Here is a 16,218-nt window from a genome sequence, read left to right as displayed (position 1 = left end):
CATTGGCAAGTGAGAACCGGCCCTGTGCCGTCTCCGCTTATGAGAGATGATGATGTTAGAAAAACTGTTCAAACTGAAAGCGCATCACACCACGGTGCGCACGGAAATCATCGCCGGGATCACCACCTTCCTGGCCATGGCCTACATCCTGTTTGTCAACCCGAGCATTCTGGGTGCGACCGGCATGGATAAAGGCTCGGTGTTTGTGGCGACCTGCCTGGCGGCGGCGATCGGCTCGATACTGATGGGCCTGATTGCCAACTATCCTATCGCTTTAGCGCCGGGGATGGGGCTCAACGCGTTCTTTACCTACACCGTGGTGCTGCACATGGGTTATACCTGGCAGATTGCGCTGGGTGCGGTATTCCTGTCAGCGGTGATTTTCTTTGCCCTGTCAATTTTCAAAATCCGTGAGTGGATCATCGCCAGCATTCCGCTGCCGCTGCGTGCCGGCATTGCGGCGGGAATTGGTCTGTTTCTGGCGCTGATTGCGCTGGAAGGTGCAGGCATCGTGGTGGACAACCCGGCCACGCTGGTGGGCCTGGGCGATCTGACGAAACCCGGTCCGCTGCTGGCGCTGCTGGGGTTCTTTATCATTGTGGTGCTGGAAGCGCGCCGCGTCACCGGGGCGGTGCTGATTGGCATTCTGGTGGTGACCTTTATCTCCATGGGCATTGGCCTGACGCCGTTTGGCGGCGTGTTCTCTGCACCGCCTTCTCTCGCGCCCACCTTTATGCAGCTGGATATTGCCGGTGCCTTTAACGTAGGCCTGGTGAGCGTGATCTTTGCTTTCCTGTTTGTGGATGTGTTCGACAACACCGGTACGCTGCTGGGTGTGACCAAACGCGCCGGTCTGGCGGATGAGCAGGGCAACGTGCCGAAGATGGGACGCGCGCTGATCGCCGACAGCGCCGCGGCGCTGTTTGGTTCGCTGCTGGGCACCTCTACCACCACCAGCTATGTGGAATCGGCCGCGGGCGTGAGTGCCGGCGGCCGTACCGGTCTGACCGCCATCGTGGTGGCGATCCTGTTTCTGCTCAGCCTGTTCTTCTCACCGCTGGCAGGCAGCGTGCCGGTTTATGCGACCGCGCCCGCGCTGCTGTTTGTCGCCGTTCTGATGGCGTCCGGGCTGGCAGAAATTGACTGGAAAGATGTCACCACCGCCGCGCCGGTCACCGTAACCGCGCTGACCATGCCGCTGACGTACTCTATCGCCAACGGCATCGCCTTCGGCTTTATCACCTGGACCGTGGTCAAGCTGCTGAGCGGGCGCACCCGTGAAGTCAACGCCGCGCTGGTTATTCTCTCCCTTCTGTTCGTGATCAAGCTCGGCTGGCTGAGCGCCTGATAAAAAAACGGAAGCCCGTCCGGGCTTCCGTGTCTGAGGTTGTCGTGGGGCAGAAATGCGCAATCCCTGCCCGCGGCCGGTCCGCGCTAGCGGAACGGCGGCTCGTTGAAGGTGCGCAGCTTGCGTGAGTGCAGCTTGTCGCCCTCGGCGCGCAGCAGCTCTACCGCGCAGATGCCAATCTGCAGGTGTTCAGAGATGGCGCCTTCATAGAAGCGGTTAGCCTGGCCGGGCAGCTTGATTTCACCGTGCAGAGGCTTGTCGGACACGCACAGCAAGGTGCCATAGGGCACGCGGAAGCGGTAGCCCTGCGCCGCGATGGTGGCGCTCTCCATATCCACCGCCACGGCACGGCTGAGATTAAAGCGCAGCGCGGAAGCCGCGTAGCGTAGCTCCCAGTTACGGTCATCGGTGGTCACCACCGTACCGGTACGCAGCCGTTGTTTAACCTCTTCGCCCGGCATACCGCTGACGGCTTTGGTGGCGTCATACAGCGCGCGCTGTACTTCAGCGATGCTCGGAATCGGGATATCCGGCGGCAGCACGCTGTCCAGCACGTGATCGTCACGCAGATAGGCGTGCGCCAGCACATAATCGCCAATGCTCTGGCTTTCACGCAGCCCGCCACAGTGACCAATCATCAGCCAGGCGTGCGGACGTACCACGGCGAGGTGATCGCAGATGGTTTTCGCGTTAGAGGGGCCGACGCCGATGTTAACCAGCGTAATGCCACGGCGATTAGGTGAGGTCAGGTGCCAGGCGGGCATCTGATGTTTCTTCCACGCCAGGTCTGACATCAGCGCCGTCGGGTCGGCGGTCTCAGCGGTAATTACCACGTCACCGGCGCAGGCCAGACTGTCGTAAGGCGTATCCGGATCCTGCACCTGCTCAATCGCCCAGCGGACAAACTCATCGACGTAGCGCGTGTAGTTGGTAAACAGAACAAACGGCTGGAAGTGATCCACCGCGGTGCCGGTATAGTGGCGCAGGCGCGCCAGCGAGAAGTCGGTGCGCAGCGCATCAAAGTGCGACAGCGGGAACAGCGCATCGGCATTAAACAGCCCGTCGGCGGTTTCATCGCCAATCTGCGACAGCTCGGTGGTAGGGAAGTGGCGCGCAATGCTGGCGCTCATGGAGCGATCCAGCGACAGGTCAGAGCCGTCAATCACATAGGGATAAGGGATCTCCTGCTGCGACGGGCCCACCTCGATCAGCACGTCGTACTCTTTTTCAATCATCTGCAGCTGCTCGCTGAGATAGTGACGCAGCAGCGCCGGACGCGTAATGGTGGTGCTGTAGCGGCCGGTATGGGTAAAGCGGCCCCAGGCGCGGGTACGATTCTGCTGCGGGCCTTCACCCTGCCAGGTAATGCGCAGTTCAGGATAGACAAACAGCCCCTGACGCCGGGCTGTTTCATCAGGCAGCGTGCCCTGCTCAGTGAAGTCACGGATGGCGTTGCGCAATGCGTCAACGGCAGCGTCATACAGCCGCTCCAGTTCATCCAGCGCCTGCCGGGTAGTTAATCCGTTCCGTTGCGTATTCATAGGTTCTCCTTGGGAAACACAGACCAGGTTGACCAGAGCATAGCGGATTCCGCTCGCATCACGATGAATATTCTGCGATCGGCTGCTTTCTGCCCGGCAGCCGATCGTCAGCGGACAGGCGCGGCAGCATAACCGAGCAATGCGCCGGGCTTATCCGGCGAGGCCGACGAGAAAAGTTTGTAATAATGATTAAATGGTAAGGGTAAACACTTTGCATAATTGTCAGTGGCCTATCATCATTATTACTCCTCTTCTTCTCCAAAGTGATTTGGTATTCCCTTGCAAAATCCTGGCGTAGCAGTGATGCGGGCGGTAAGAAACACGGCGTGGTATCCGAAGCGCCGCGCTTACCGCACGCTGTTCTGGCGTGAGATTACCCCTCTGGCCGTGCCCATTTTTATTGAAAACCTTTGCGTGATGCTGATGGGGGTGCTCAGCACCTTCCTCGTCAGCTGGCTGGGTAAAGAGGCGATGGCGGGCGTGGGGCTGGCAGACAGCTTCAATATGGTGGTGATCTCCTTTTTTGCCGCCATCGATCTCGGCACCACGGTGGTGGTGGCCTTCAGCCTGGCAAAACGCAACGGCAAGCGGGCGCGTGCCGCCACGCGGCAATCGCTGGGGTTAATGACGGTGCTGGCGTTTGCGCTGGTTATCGCCATTGAATTCTGGGGGCATCTGATCATTGATGTGATTGCCGGAAGCGCGGAGCCCCAGGTCAAACAATTGGCGCTGAGCTATCTGCAGACCTCCGCGTGGAGCTACCCGGCGGCGGCGATTGCGCTTATCGGCAGCGGGGCGCTGCGCGGGGCAGGCAACACGAAGATCCCGATGCTGATCAACGGCGGCATGAACATCCTGAATATCGTTATCAGCAGCGTGCTGATTTATGGCGCGCTGGGCTGGGAAGGGATGGGCTTTGTCGGGGCAGGTCTGGGACTGACCATTTCACGTTACATCGGCGCGGCGGCGGCCATTTATGTACTCTATCGCGGCATCTCGCCGGCGCTGAAAATTACCCTCGCCAGCTACTTTCGCCGCTGGGACCGCACCATTCTGATGGAAGTGCTGGGCATCGGCGTGCCGGCCAGTATCGAATCGGTGCTGTTCAACGGCGGTAAACTGCTGACGCAGATTTTTGTTGCCGGCATGGGCACCAATGAAATTGCCGGGAATTTTATTGCCTTCTCAATCGCCACCCTCATCAACCTGCCAGGCAATGCGCTGGGCTCGGCCTCGACGATCATCACCGGCAAACGGCTGGGACGCAATCAGGTGATGCAGGCAGAACGGCAGATCAAGCATGTGTTCTGGCTGGCGATGATTGGCTTGTGCACGCTGGCGCTGATTACCGTGCCGCTGGCGGGCACGCTGGCGAAATTCTACACCCGCGATCCGGAGGTGATTGAGGTGACTAAGCACCTTATCTGGCTGAACGCCGCGTTTATGCCGATCTGGACCGCTTCCTGGGTGTTACCGGCGGGCCTGAAAGGCGCACGCGATGCGCGCTACACCATGTATGTCTCCATGTTCAGCATGTGGGGCGCGCGCGTGGTTGCCGGCTACCTGCTGGGGATCGAACTTGGTATGGGGGTGATTGGCGTCTGGCTGGGCATGTTCCTCGACTGGACGGTGCGCGGGGTGTTTTTCTGGTGGCGGCTGAACAGCGGTAAATGGCTGAATAATTATCGCCGCATGCTGGCAAAGATGGGCGGTGAGCGGGCCTGACGCGGCGGCCGGCATATGCGTTTTTCGCAAATGGAAAGCAGAAGGGATCGTTTGGTGTGGCGGCGGATGTGCGTTTAACTGTCCGCATTCCCCCAAACGGAGAGCCTGATGATGAAACAACGCATGCAGCAATGGTGGCAGCGCGTGACCCTGCGCAGTGCCCGGCCAGCCGTACCGCATGATACCGAAGCCCCGCAGCCCGCGGAACTGCTGCTGCCGTTCAGTCAGCTGTACGGTATCGAGCTGCCTCCTTCCGCCTGGCGCTACCATGAGCGCTGACGCTTTTTGCCACCCGGGCCGCTGACGCTGCCCGCGGGCACCTGCAGACCCGCTTCCGGCCGAAGCGGGTTTTTTTATGGCAAATCTGCTGACAGCAAAAAGCCCGCCCGGTTTTCCCGGCGCGGGCTTTTCTGAATCTGGCTCCTCTGACTGGACTCGAACCAGTGACATACGGATTAACAGTCCGCCGTTCTACCGACTGAACTACAGAGGAATTGTCTGAACGGGGCGCAGGATAATCGAGCCGGGCAGCGGAGTCAAAGCGAGTTTGCACCCGGCGCGGCTGTTTGCTGAAGGTTTCAGCAGCCTGCGCGTTTATTCCGCAACCGGGCGAAAAATCTGCCGTTTCCCTTATCGATTCCCATCGCCGTTAACGCCTTATTTTACCGGGATTTTGGCAAAAATAGTTTCCACTCAAACTGTTACCGCCGGCAACCGCCCTTGCGATTTCAGGACGGCTGCTACACTTAGTGACGTTGCTGGTAACGATTCAGCGCCCATTCATACAGGCAGCGCGCGCCAGGTGCCGCGTGGCCTTCTAACCAGGAGACAGCGTATGACAGACCGTCCACAACATCCGCAACAGGCACAACAGCAGGCATGGCCCGGCAGTTTTCTGCAGATGGAACCGAAACCCGATCACGGTGAAACCCGCTACCAGGGTTCCGGCCGCCTGAAAGGAAAAACCGCCCTGATTACCGGTGGCGATTCCGGTATTGGTCGCGCCGTGGCTATCGCCTATGCCCGGGAAGGCGCCGACGTGGTGATTTCCTACCTTGATGAGCATGATGACGCCCGGGACACCGCGAAGCTGGTGGAAGAAGCGGGCCAGCAGGCGCTGCTGATTGCCGGCGATATTACCGAAGCGGCCCACTGCCGCAGCATTGTGGCGCAGACGGCGGAACGCTTCGGTAAAATCGATATCGTGGTCAATAATGCAGCGTTTCAGATGACGCGCCAGTCGCTGGATGAGATCAGCGATGATGAGTTTGACCGCACCATGAAGACCAATCTCTACGCGATGTTTTATATCTGTAAGGCTGCGGTACCGCATATGCCGTCCGGCGGCTCCATCATCAATACTGCGTCCGTGAATGCCGACCAGCCGAAACCGAAGCTGCTGGCTTACTCGGCGACGAAAGCGGCGATTGTGAATTTCTCCGGCAGCCTTGCCGCGCTGCTGGCGGAAAAGGGCATCCGCGCCAACGCCGTCGCCCCAGGGCCTATCTGGACGCCGCTGATTCCGGCCACCATGCCGCCGGAACAGGTCGAGAGCTTTGGCGGTGAAGTGCCGCTGCAGCGTATGGGACAGCCGGCTGAACTGGCCCCCACCTACGTGATGCTGGCGAGCGATGAGGCCAGCTATATCTCCGGCGCGACCATTGCCGTTACGGGCGGTGTCGCGGTTATCTGAGCAGCTTAAGGAGGTGACGATGCAGGCTTATCCTCTGAAGCTGACCACGCCGCTGGCCACGCATATCTTTGGTGGTCAGCGCATTCAGCAGCAGCTTGGTAAGGCCGGGCTGCCAGACACGCGCGTGGCGGAAACCTGGGAAATCAGCGATGTTGACGGCATGATTGCCTCGGTAACCAACGGTGCGCTGGCAGGCAGGACGCTGCGCGAGCTGGTTGAACGCTATCCGGATGAGATGGTTGCGCCCGGCTGGCGCGGCCCGCATTTTCCGCTGCTCAGCAAATTTATCGACGGAACCGGCATGCTGCCGGTCCATCTGCACGCGAATGATGCGCTGGCGCAGCAGCGTGAACAGCAGCCGAACGGCAAAACCGAAGCCTGGCATATTTTGTGGGCGGCGCCGGACGCGACCTGCCTGCTGGGCGTGCGTGACGGCGTGGATAACGCGCAGCTGAAGGCAGCGCTGCTGGCGGAAGAGTATGACGCGGTGATGCATCGCGTGCCGGTGAAAACCGGTGATACCTTCTACGTGCCTGGCGGTCTGCTGCACAGTTTTGGCCCGGACACGCTGATTTATGAAATCGAGCAGACCTCCAATATCCAGCAGCACGCGATGCCGTGGCAGATGGAGGATGGCGCGCCTATCCCGCGCAACGTGCAGGAGAAAAATATCGACGCGCTGCTGGCGGAACTGCGTCCAGAACTGCGCGCCCGGCCGCAACGCGGTCTGACCCTGCAGCAGCAGGATTTAACGCGGCTGTTCTGCTGCGCCGGGCCTTACTTTGCGCTGGAGCGCTGGCGTTTTCAGCAGCCGCAGCATGTCCATTTCAGCAGCGCGCGTATTCTTTCTAACCTCGGCGATCCGCTAACGGTGGAAGCCAATGGCGTCAGCGTGGAACTGGGTCGTGCTGAATCGCTGCTGCTGCCTGCCGCGCTTGAGGCGGTGACGCTGCGCGAGGCCGGTGAGCTGCTGGTTGGTTACGTGCCGGACCTGGCGCGTGAGGTGATTGCGCCGCTGCGTCAGGCGGGCTATGACGAGGCGGCGATCGCACAGCTGGGCGATCCCAGCGGCACGCTAAAATAGGAGGTTTTATGCTGCCATACAGCATACAGGGGCAGGGCGAAACCACCTTTGTATTAATGCACTATCTGGGCGGGTCACACCGCACCTGGTTTCCCACGCTGCCGTATCTGGATCGCGACTATCGCTGCGTGGCGATCAACACGCCCGGCTTTGGCGATGCGGCACAGGCTGAAGGTTATGATGTTGCCGCCATGGCGCGACAGGTGGATGAAACCATTCGTGCGCTGCAGTTGCGGAAAGTGATTCTGGTCGGCCACTCAATGACCGGCAAAGTGGCGCTGGCGCTGGCGGCGCAGCAGCCCGACTATCTGACGCGGCTGGTGCTGGTAGCACCGTCGCCGCCCGGCCCGCAGCCGATGAGCGAACAGGATCGCCAGGCGCAGGCGGCCTATCAGGGCACGCGGCAGGAGGCAGAAGCCTTTGTCGACGGTGCCTGTTCAGCGCGGCTGCCGGATGCGCTGCGCGAGGTGGCCATTGCCGATGCGCAAAGCGCCAGCCTGACGGCGTGGCACGCCTGGCCGCTGTACGGCAGCCGTGAAGCGTGGGGCGACCGCATCGGCCGTCTTACTCTGCCAGCGCTGATGGTGCTGGGCAGCGAGGATGGCAACGTACCGGGAGTGGAGGCGCAGCGTGACATCATGCGCACGCATCTGCCACAGGGCGAACTGGAAATCATTGAGGGTGCCGGACATCTGATGCCGATGCAGACGCCGCAGGCGCTGGCCGAACGTATGCTGGCCTTTGCACGTCGCCGTTTTTAACCCGGGTGAGCGCCAGCCCGGAAGACGTGCCCGCCAGTGTGAAAAGCAAAAAGCCCGCTCGGTTTTCCCTGAGCGGGCTTTTCTGAATCTGGCTCCTCTGACTGCACTCGAACTTCATTTTCATTAGTGAGTCAGAGCTTAACCTTACAAAAAACTATCTGAAAAAGCAGATATCAGAAATAGGTTTCCACCATCATTATAGGCGAATGAAATCATACCTATAAGATTAGACCAATCTTCTAACAGTTTTTTGTGGCGTTTCTCAAGTGAAATTTCCCCATGGAAAAAAAGAAAAGCCACCAAGTAAGAAAGGTTTTTATTCATCTTCTTTGGGTAAATAAATGCCATTATCTTTCAAATAAAAAATCAATAAGATCCTTTGGTAAAGTAAAATGGTTATAATTTTCATGGCGTTACATGTCTTATAAGTTAATGTTATTTTATAATTATTCTAAATGGTATTCTGGAAACAGGATTAACAGCCAATCCAGGTTAATCAATCCATTTTAACGGATTCGGCGCATATCGATAAAGGTTCCAGACTCCCATTAATCTTATCGGGTCATGCATCGTAAACCGCCCAATCCGCGGGTCGTAATAGCTGAAAAAAATTGTAGTGCAGCCCGGTTTCACTGTCAGTGTAATGCCTGGCGTAGCGCAGCAGCTGATGAGCCAGGCATATCGCTAAATTTGCCTCCATGAGAAAGTTAACTATTATTTTTCCAGTGCGAGATGGAGATATAATGTTCATCAAGGAGTAAGCATAATCCAAAATTTAAATTTTTACTGTGAATGATAATATCATGATAGCTTGATTTATTTTTTATTTTCTCATAAACACTTAAAAAAACAGGTACAGAAGTTGTTACATCGTATATTTTTTCGCTGAAAACAAAAAACGATATATCTGAGAGATTTGAGCTTGACAAATCAAACACCATCAAGTCAAATTTTTTGATGATATCATTTGATTTGTCGTCTTCTTTTTTTATTCTGGTTATGATGTTTTTGTATGCTATTTTATCGGCTTGTAAAATAATTTCCCTGGATGAAATGCTATCAAGAAAGATGAAGTTTCCTTCTTTTTCTCCAAATATATCTAACGCAATTTTCTTTTGATCAATTTTTTCTTTTAGTGCCTCAATTCTTGATAATTCTTTTTTCATGAGCAGCTCATCTTTTTTTTAGAATTAAATCCATTAACATCTTCAGGGTGATGGCTTGGGTATTGATTGTATTTTCCTTTTTCCATTGGATTGTTTCTCAGGTCATCCGCAGCATGGAAATGTGGCCCTCGCCCAAATTTATCCTCTTCGTGGAGGACAACATATTTTTACTACTATTAACATCAAATTCGCAGACAGTCCTGTTTTCAACATCGTTATCGTAAACATATTTGTGTGTTGTAAACTGGCTACTTTTAGGAATTTTTGCCTGTTCTTTTGCCGTTCTGAATGCCGCTCTCCGTGATGTTAACCCCCACGGATCAATCCAACCCAGCGGATTCGGAGCATACTGATAAAGATTCCAGCCTCCCTGTAATCCTATGGGGTCCTGTACCGTAAAGCGTCCAATCTGAGGATCGTAATACCTGAAAAGATTATAGTGCAGACCCGTTTCACTGTCTGCGTACTGCCCGGCATAGCGCAATGGCTGATGAGCGAGGGCAGTTTGTTGCGTGAATCTGTGGAAACCTTCCATCTGTGATGCAACCTCGCCAAAGCCCACACACTGCCAGCTCCACAGGATCTGTCCCAATTCACAATACACGATTCATTGCCACCTTTTTTGGGCATGAAAGAGGATTTATGATGATGCTAAAAAATCAAAACCATTTTTTAATTCGGTTTATAAAAGCATGACAGGCATCATTTTCGCTTGCAAAATATTCGGGTTCCGTACGATGTCCTTTCTCACTATAAAAAATACACCACGTCAAGCCATCAAAGATCATACACAGGGCTTCGTCCTCAATGCTTCCAATAGAATAGCTATCATTTGGGATGCTCAATTTATTCAGATTTTTTATCAATTCTTCTTTATCCACAAGATTTTCCTTTATTTTTTTATTTCTTTCAGGTGTCCAGAATCTACGTATTTCCGCACTGATTGACATAATTTATACTGCGTCCCCAAGCCGATTTCACCAAACCAGGGAGCAATTTTGCTTTTCTGTACATTTGTCATGGGTTTAAGAAGTTCATAAACAGTATAATCTTTATTATTATTCGCAACGGGCAATGCACACATCGAATATGGTGTACCAACCGGTGAAGTATATGTACCCCCCGGATATCCATAACGAAAAATTATTTTTCCAGGCTCCAAAAATGAAATTTTGGTTTCACCATAAGCACCATCATTTGGTGGCCAGTATGAAACGAGTTCGGTACTCAGCCCTTACAGGTCAATTTAACCCAGCGGATTCGGTGCATACTGTAAAGGTTCCAGCCGCCCGGCAATCCTATAGGGTCCTGTTCCGTAAAGCGACCATTTTGAGGATCGTAATTCCGGGAATGATAGCTGGCGATTTGTCTTTTTGGCGAACATGGACTGGTGCAGATACCTGATGCACCAGTTTAGAATGAAATAAATCAATTTTTTTTTCAGTTTATTGATGAATGATGAAAACGACGCTGAGACTATATCTAACTCATTTTCGTCAATGAGCCAGATTTTCACTTCACCATAACTTTCTGAAACAGTAGATATTAGAAATAGGTTTTCACCATCATCATATGCGAATGGAATCATACCTAAAAGATTAGGCCAATCTTCTAATAATTCTTTGTAGCGTTTTTCAATTGGGAGTTTCCCATGGGAAAATGACAAAAAGCCACCAAGCAGAAATGGTTTAGGCTCATTTTCTTTGGGCAAATAGCCACTATTATTTCTCAAATAAAAATCAATAAAATCTATTGGTAAAGCTATCTTATTAGAAGTTTCAAAACTTATTATATCATCTAAAATAATTTTTTTTCCGATTCTTCCAAAACTAAGAATATGATTTTTTTTCTCCGAATTTCGCTGGGGGTGTATAGCTTTTTCCAGTAGCAGCTTTATATTGAATTACACCGCCGCTATGGGGAATTCCTGAATGCGCATTCTGTTCTACAAGTTGCCTCGTACCTGTGTTGATTTTAGGGCCATAATCATCTAAATGGTGCCATACATAGCCTTCTGGAGTAGATTTTTGAATAAGATCGGCGATTTCATTTGCTGACTGAAAGTCAAGAACGGAATCACCAGAATAACTTATAGTTACATCCGGATTGACATCCAATGTTAAAAATTATATTAAATGCGAATCGAAAAATTTCAACTCTAACAAAATCTGTTGTTAATGTAAAAACTGTACCTTAATATATTGTCTATATTAAGGTACAGTTCAATTTTCTACGATATTTTATTTATTTTATTGAATATAGAGATATTTTACAAAAATGCCGTTTCACTACTGCCAATTTTTTCTATATTTCCATTTATCATTTTTACACCAACTCCATGCTCACTATCAATTTTTGTGGAGAACATAAAACCATATTCATTTTCTTTATCTGGGAAGATGTAAATTTTTATAAGTTTAAGATCAGACGGCTTTTGATTGTAAATTTTAATACAATACTCATGAGCTGCTTTTTGAATTTTTTGTGAAAATTCATTTTGGTGATTAATTAAACAGAGTATATCATTTTCCATCTTTTTATCTGATAGTTCAGATTCAAGATTAACACATTGTACTTCATCCGGACCGAATGCTTTCAACTTCAAATCGACAGCAATGCCTTCATCATCTTCATAAAATTTTAAGTCTTCTGATTGCATAATGTACCTCACTATTTACAATTCAATGATTTTGCAGTTTTCTTGGCTTCAAGTGATTCATATTTAACACCATGATACTGTTCATATTGGCTCACTGAGCCGGAGTGAGGGAAAGTGGCTTCATGAGCGCTTGTCTCTACAAGTTGCATGGTAGAAGTATTCGTTATGGGATCATAATCATTTAAATGGTGCCAGGTATAGCCATCTGGATGTGATTTACCTGTAATATTCCCAACTGAGTTTTTGTAATTTGCCAATTCGTTTGCTGCCTTAAAGTCGCCATAACGACTGCCTGTCATTGGTATTTTTACAATATTTTCACCATGAGGATAAAGTGCATCGCTTCCTGAGAAATCGACCCCAGGATATCTTGACAGTCCCCACGGATCAATCCAACCCAGCGGATTCGGAGCATACTGATAAAGATTCCAGCCTCCCTGTAATCCTATGGGGTCTTGAACCGTAAAGCGTCCAATCTTAGGATCGTAATACCTGAAAAGATTATAGTGCAGACCCGTTTCATTGTCCGCGTACTGCCCGGCATAGCGCAGTGGCTGATGAGCGAGGGCAGTTTGCTGCGCGAGTCTGTGGAAGCCTTCCGTCTGCCGTGCAACCTCACCAAAACTCCCGTAATGACCGCTCCATCGGAGCTGTCCCTGTTCATCAGTGATATCCAGCGGTGCACCGTTCAGATCGGTTGTGAACCACAGAACCTCCCCACTATTTTCGTCACGCAAATGGTCAATACGCGCCAGCGGGCTGTATGTTTCGTTCGGGTCGTAAACATAGGTCTGGCATTGCCCGTTCTGCTGCTGTTCCTGCAACAGTCGCAAGCCCTGCCAGAGGAAGCGCGTCTCCGTGGTGCCGTGTTGTGTGGTGATCGTCTTGCGGGTGCGGCGGCCCAGTCCATCATAATGGTAGTGTGCGGTAAATCGGCCTTCCGGTCCGGTGCCTTCTGCCCGTATCAGCCGGTTTTCCGCGTCGTATTCATAATGCTGTTCATACAGACCACTTCGGCGACTGACGAGGTTACCCCACCAGTCATATTTCATAAACAGGTTCTGCCAGTGCGTCAGGCGGTTATCCCTCAGCGGCAGGGCAGGGAGGTCATTATCCGGCAGCAGGTTATCCGCAGCGTCGTAGCGGAACGTCCTGTTAGTGTGGTCCGGGCGGGCTTCGTAGTGCCTGAGAAAACGGCCTTCCTCATCATAGCCATAAATTGTATTGCCACGCAGGGTGTCACTGACGTCTGATAGTTCCCCCCGCCCGGTGTAGCTGAAGGCGCGTTCGAAGATTGTCTGTTCCGGCAGGTCGGGTGTGAAGCTGCGCTGCCGGGTACGTCTGCCGAGACTGTCATACTGGCGGGTCTGTTCACGGGTTCCCTGAGTGCGGGCCACCTCCCTGTGAAGGCGGTCGCGGGTCAATTCGGATATGATTTGCTGATTAAAGCGGATGGCACTGACGTGGCCGGAACCGTAATGCAGCCAGCTTATCTGCTGGCCGCCGGGCAGGGTCAGCGCAGTAAGATTACCCAGAACGTCATACGCAGAATGCAGTTCACCGTTGGCTCCCTGTTCAGCGAGCAGGTTTCCTGCCGCGTCAAAGGTAAACTGAATTTCATCTGCTTCAATTCCCCGCGCCATGCCATCGGCGGTTGGCTTGCGGGTCAGGCCGGTAAGCTGCCCGCTGTTGTTACGCTGGTAATGGTACTGAGCATCACGGGTAGTGCGTGTGGTCAGCAGGCCGCTACTGTCATAGCTGAACTGCTGAGCGCGTCGCGGGATGCCGCCATCGTCGTCCGGCCTGCCGCTTTCCATCAGCGTGGTGAGCAGTCCACGCGCGTTCCATTCCATCTGACGGATGGTGTCGTCCGGGCGGTCTTCGCTCAGAGGGTGGCCTGTCGGGTCATATGTAAAACGGTACTCGCCACCGTTGCCGTTTTCCAGACGCAGCAGATTGCCTCTCGGATCATAGTGCCAGCGGCGGGTTCGTCCCGTGCGGTCGGTAACGCTTTCTGGCAGTCCAAGCGCGGAATAGTGCCAGCGAACCTCACTTTCCAGCGGGTCTCGCCAGGCCGCAAGTTGCCCATGCTCGTTCCATCGTAACGTTTCATGACTGCCATCAGCCCGAATGACGGCGGTAAGCTGTCCTGCATCGTTCCATTCGCGGCGTGTGAGGTTGCCTTCGGCGTCCTCACTGGTGATAAGCTGACCGAACCGATCATAGGTAAAGCGGGTCACGCTGCCGGAGCAGTCAGTGCGTTGCGTCAGCAGTCCCTGATGGTTCCACACCAGCAGCACGTCTCCGCCCCTCGCATCGGTGATGCGGTCAGGCAGCGTTTCTTCTTCATCAGGGTAGTGATACGTGGTGGTGTGATTCAGTGCATCGGTTTCCGACAGCAGGCGACCGTTCAGGTCATATACAGACTGAGTGGCTGTTGAATCCGGGAAAACTGTTCGGGTAATGCGATCAGTGTTTCTGAACCAGTAATACTCAGTGGTGCGTCCTGCCGGGTCAGTTTCTGACGTGAGACGGCCATAACGGTCCCACTGACTGCGCCGCATGGCTCCATCGGGCAGGATAATGTCGCACAACTCGCCATCACGACAGACGAAGCCGGTCTGGCGACCGTCATAATCGGTGAAACGTGCAACATCGTCATCGTCGTCAACCAGCCAGTGTGCCTGTGCGCCATCTTCGCGGATGGCGCGACGGGTGCCGTTCATAAAATCGTATTCAAAATCAAGCTGCTCGCCCGCGCTGTTGCGATATGCTACCACGCGCGGCAGACCATCAATGTTCCGCCACAGGTATTCATTCAGAAGCCCGTTGCTGTCCTCATGGCTGCGCAGTAAATCCGTACCGTCCCCGTCGTCATACCAGCTGAAACGGCGGCGTACCTGACCGCCGCGTCCGGTGACGCTCATCAGCCTGGCCTTGTCATCGTAGCGGTAGCTGACCAGGCAGATTTCATCATCCAGCCAGACTCCGGCAAGGCGGTTTTGGCCACTGGCGGTCTGATAATGGCAGACTACGCGCTGCCCGGCGCTGTCGGTGAGTGCATGCAGGGTATGGTCGTCATTCCAGTCAAAAAGAATATCGTTACCACAGGGTTCGGTGAGTCGCAGCGGCAGGGAAGGGGAATTGTTACGCAGAGGTGAGTAACACCAGCGTTCGCCGCTGATGTCATACACTGACCAGGTATCGTCCTGATGGTGTTCCAGCCAGCGCTTCTCCGGTTCACAGAAGGTTCGCTGTCCTTTCGGCACGAGAGGAAAGGGAACGTAATCACCGGACGGTGCACGCCACACCAGCCCGTCGTGATATTTTTCAAGTCGGGTTTCCCAGAAAAGTGACCAGCCACGGCCCAGCACGCTGTCGCCGGGATTACCACTGCGCCAGTAACGCTGCCAGACAACCGGCAGACGGGACAGTAATACAAAGTCCAGTTCGTCATCACCGGCGAGAAACTTCTGCCCGCTGACAATGTCGACCGGGCGGGCGATAATCCCCACGGCGGCGGCACTGGTCATCAGCACACCAGCGCGACAGGCGACGCGGGCCAGTTTGTTGATACCCGGAATTTTACTGAGCAGTTTTCCCAGCGCCCCGACTTTGCCTGCTGCTCCGCCCGCGCCACCGAGCAGTCCGGCAAATAACAGCGTCATGTCAGAGGCTTTATAGAGCCATTCCGGGACTTCTGACTGTATTGGCAGGGTCTGTTCCGGCTCACCGCCGATAATCACATCTGCGGAACCGGTCATGACCTTACCACCACAGGTGGTCTGATCGCCGAGGCGGGCAGCAGGCAGGCCATTGATGTAAACGCGTGAGGAGCCTTCAGCCATCTGCTGAGAGCCAGCATCCCGGGCACATTCCACCATGCTATTGGTGGCAAGGGCGGCAGGTCTGCCATTAATGAACACGTTATGCGAGCCGGTGGCGATAATGCCTTCCTTCGCCATACTGGCGGCCCCGGCATCCGCAATGCTGTCTCTGGCCTTCGTTGCCAGTTCGCCCGTAAAATACCCCACCGCCAGGCTGGTGCCGACCAGCAGCACACCTATACCCAGGCATGACGCACCGATACCGGCAATCATCAAGGCCCCGGCGGCAATACCCCCTGCTGCGGCAATCAGTCCACCGACAATCGTACCGGCAATCATCCCTGCCAGCGCATGAGAATGGCCAATATCATCACCCACGCGTGCCGCTTCAAACATAACAACGTTCCTTAATTG

14 protein-coding genes, 1 tRNA gene and 4 pseudogenes are annotated in these 16,218 nt (G+C 53.7%); 6 read left to right on the top strand and 13 right to left on the bottom strand.

Annotated elements, in window-relative coordinates; genetic code table 11:
* Positions 1–49 precede the first annotated feature (49 nt).
* Entirely contained in the window at positions 50–1,348 is a 1,299-nt protein-coding gene (locus D8B20_RS10690) for an NCS2 family permease (protein WP_222433871.1), read from the top strand.
* 86 nt (positions 1,349–1,434) lie between these two features.
* Here D8B20_RS10690 and D8B20_RS10685 read toward each other — a convergent pair whose 3' ends face one another.
* On the bottom strand, positions 1,435–2,889 hold the full coding sequence (locus D8B20_RS10685; protein ID WP_145888851.1) for an AMP nucleosidase: 1,455 nt from the start codon (positions 2,887–2,889) through the stop codon (positions 1,435–1,437).
* Positions 2,890–3,192: 303 nt separating this feature from the next.
* Here D8B20_RS10685 and D8B20_RS10680 point away from each other — a divergent pair, with 303 nt between their 5' ends.
* Both D8B20_RS10680 and D8B20_RS21620 read left to right on the top strand, forming a co-directional pair.
* Positions 3,193–4,614: an EmmdR/YeeO family multidrug/toxin efflux MATE transporter gene (locus D8B20_RS10680; protein ID WP_145888850.1), complete on the top strand. Its 1,422-nt coding sequence runs from the start codon at positions 3,193–3,195 to the stop codon at positions 4,612–4,614.
* Positions 4,615–4,722: 108 nt separating this feature from the next.
* On the top strand, positions 4,723–4,893 hold the full coding sequence (locus D8B20_RS21620) for a hypothetical protein (RefSeq protein WP_186454363.1): 171 nt from the start codon (positions 4,723–4,725) through the stop codon (positions 4,891–4,893).
* 138 nt (positions 4,894–5,031) lie between these two features.
* On the opposite strand, the gene D8B20_RS10675 is transcribed toward D8B20_RS21620, so the two are convergent.
* Positions 5,032–5,107 (bottom strand) — tRNA-Asn (locus D8B20_RS10675).
* Between the two features lie 342 nt (positions 5,108–5,449).
* Here D8B20_RS10675 and D8B20_RS10670 point away from each other — a divergent pair.
* From D8B20_RS10670 to D8B20_RS10660, 3 genes are read left to right on the top strand one after another with little or no spacing between them, the layout of a single operon-like run.
* A complete protein-coding gene (locus tag D8B20_RS10670; protein WP_145888849.1) occupies positions 5,450–6,307 on the top strand; it encodes a glucose 1-dehydrogenase in 858 nt (285 codons plus the stop codon).
* A 19-nt stretch (positions 6,308–6,326) separates the two neighbouring features.
* Complete coding sequence (locus D8B20_RS10665; protein ID WP_145888848.1) at positions 6,327–7,391, top strand: class I mannose-6-phosphate isomerase; 1,065 nt, start codon at positions 6,327–6,329, stop codon at positions 7,389–7,391.
* Positions 7,392–7,399: 8 nt separating this feature from the next.
* Positions 7,400–8,152: an alpha/beta fold hydrolase gene (locus D8B20_RS10660; protein ID WP_145888847.1), complete on the top strand. Its 753-nt coding sequence runs from the start codon at positions 7,400–7,402 to the stop codon at positions 8,150–8,152.
* 492 nt (positions 8,153–8,644) lie between these two features.
* Here D8B20_RS10660 and D8B20_RS21820 read toward each other — a convergent pair whose 3' ends face one another.
* The 11 genes and pseudogenes from D8B20_RS21820 to D8B20_RS10605 form a co-directional block, all read right to left on the bottom strand.
* On the bottom strand, positions 8,645–8,722 hold the full coding sequence (locus D8B20_RS21820; RefSeq protein ID WP_261388093.1) for a hypothetical protein: 78 nt from the start codon (positions 8,720–8,722) through the stop codon (positions 8,645–8,647).
* Between the two features lie 137 nt (positions 8,723–8,859).
* Entirely contained in the window at positions 8,860–9,318 is a 459-nt protein-coding gene (locus D8B20_RS10650; protein WP_145888846.1) for a hypothetical protein, read from the bottom strand.
* Positions 9,315–9,425, bottom strand: a pseudogene (locus tag D8B20_RS10645) (hypothetical protein); the annotation flags it as partial. The pseudogene D8B20_RS10645 and the gene D8B20_RS10650, both read right to left, overlap by 4 nt.
* A gap of 197 nt (positions 9,426–9,622) precedes the next feature.
* Positions 9,623–9,808, bottom strand: a pseudogene (locus tag D8B20_RS22060) (RHS repeat-associated core domain-containing protein); the annotation flags it as partial.
* A gap of 169 nt (positions 9,809–9,977) precedes the next feature.
* Positions 9,978–10,199, bottom strand: coding sequence for a hypothetical protein (locus D8B20_RS10635; protein ID WP_105077420.1), 222 nt, complete (start codon positions 10,197–10,199; stop codon positions 9,978–9,980).
* An 11-nt stretch (positions 10,200–10,210) separates the two neighbouring features.
* Positions 10,211–10,480 carry a TNT domain-containing protein gene (locus D8B20_RS22055; RefSeq protein WP_186454362.1) on the bottom strand — a complete coding sequence of 90 codons (270 nt, stop codon included), beginning with the start codon at positions 10,478–10,480 and terminating at the stop codon, positions 10,211–10,213.
* Between the two features lie 107 nt (positions 10,481–10,587).
* Positions 10,588–10,674: pseudogene (locus D8B20_RS22050) on the bottom strand (RHS repeat-associated core domain-containing protein); the annotation flags it as partial.
* A gap of 148 nt (positions 10,675–10,822) precedes the next feature.
* A pseudogene (locus tag D8B20_RS22045) lies at positions 10,823–11,062 on the bottom strand (SMI1/KNR4 family protein); the annotation flags it as partial.
* An 85-nt stretch (positions 11,063–11,147) separates the two neighbouring features.
* A complete protein-coding gene (locus D8B20_RS10615) occupies positions 11,148–11,435 on the bottom strand; it encodes an HNH endonuclease signature motif containing protein (protein ID WP_145888845.1) in 288 nt (95 codons plus the stop codon).
* A gap of 152 nt (positions 11,436–11,587) precedes the next feature.
* On the bottom strand, positions 11,588–11,977 hold the full coding sequence (locus D8B20_RS10610) for a hypothetical protein (protein ID WP_145888844.1): 390 nt from the start codon (positions 11,975–11,977) through the stop codon (positions 11,588–11,590).
* 11 nt (positions 11,978–11,988) lie between these two features.
* Positions 11,989–16,200: an RHS repeat-associated core domain-containing protein gene (locus D8B20_RS10605; protein ID WP_145888843.1), complete on the bottom strand. Its 4,212-nt coding sequence runs from the start codon at positions 16,198–16,200 to the stop codon at positions 11,989–11,991.
* Positions 16,201–16,218: the final 18 nt, after the last annotated feature.

Source organism: Candidatus Pantoea soli (genome assembly GCF_007833795.1).
Classification (GTDB): domain Bacteria; phylum Pseudomonadota; class Gammaproteobacteria; order Enterobacterales; family Enterobacteriaceae; genus Pantoea; species Pantoea soli.
Note: the sequence above shows the minus strand (reverse complement) of the source record. Positions and strands in the feature narration are given on the sequence as shown.

Excerpts from the sequence above, each read along its gene's own strand:
- D8B20_RS10690 (WP_222433871.1), top strand. The coding sequence starts at position 50 with ATGATGTTAGAAAAACTGTTCAAACTGAAAGCGCATCACACCACGGTG.
- D8B20_RS10685 (WP_145888851.1), bottom strand. The coding sequence starts at position 2,889 with ATGAATACGCAACGGAACGGATTAACTACCCGGCAGGCGCTGGATGAA.
- D8B20_RS10680 (WP_145888850.1), top strand. The coding sequence starts at position 3,193 with ATGCGGGCGGTAAGAAACACGGCGTGGTATCCGAAGCGCCGCGCTTAC.
- D8B20_RS21620 (WP_186454363.1), top strand. The coding sequence starts at position 4,723 with ATGATGAAACAACGCATGCAGCAATGGTGGCAGCGCGTGACCCTGCGC.
- D8B20_RS10670 (WP_145888849.1), top strand. The coding sequence starts at position 5,450 with ATGACAGACCGTCCACAACATCCGCAACAGGCACAACAGCAGGCATGG.
- D8B20_RS10665 (WP_145888848.1), top strand. The coding sequence starts at position 6,327 with ATGCAGGCTTATCCTCTGAAGCTGACCACGCCGCTGGCCACGCATATC.
- D8B20_RS10660 (WP_145888847.1), top strand. The coding sequence starts at position 7,400 with ATGCTGCCATACAGCATACAGGGGCAGGGCGAAACCACCTTTGTATTA.
- D8B20_RS21820 (WP_261388093.1), bottom strand. The coding sequence starts at position 8,722 with ATGCATGACCCGATAAGATTAATGGGAGTCTGGAACCTTTATCGATAT.
- D8B20_RS10650 (WP_145888846.1), bottom strand. The coding sequence starts at position 9,318 with ATGAAAAAAGAATTATCAAGAATTGAGGCACTAAAAGAAAAAATTGAT.
- D8B20_RS10610 (WP_145888844.1), bottom strand. The coding sequence starts at position 11,977 with ATGCAATCAGAAGACTTAAAATTTTATGAAGATGATGAAGGCATTGCT.
- D8B20_RS10605 (WP_145888843.1), bottom strand. The coding sequence starts at position 16,200 with ATGTTTGAAGCGGCACGCGTGGGTGATGATATTGGCCATTCTCATGCG.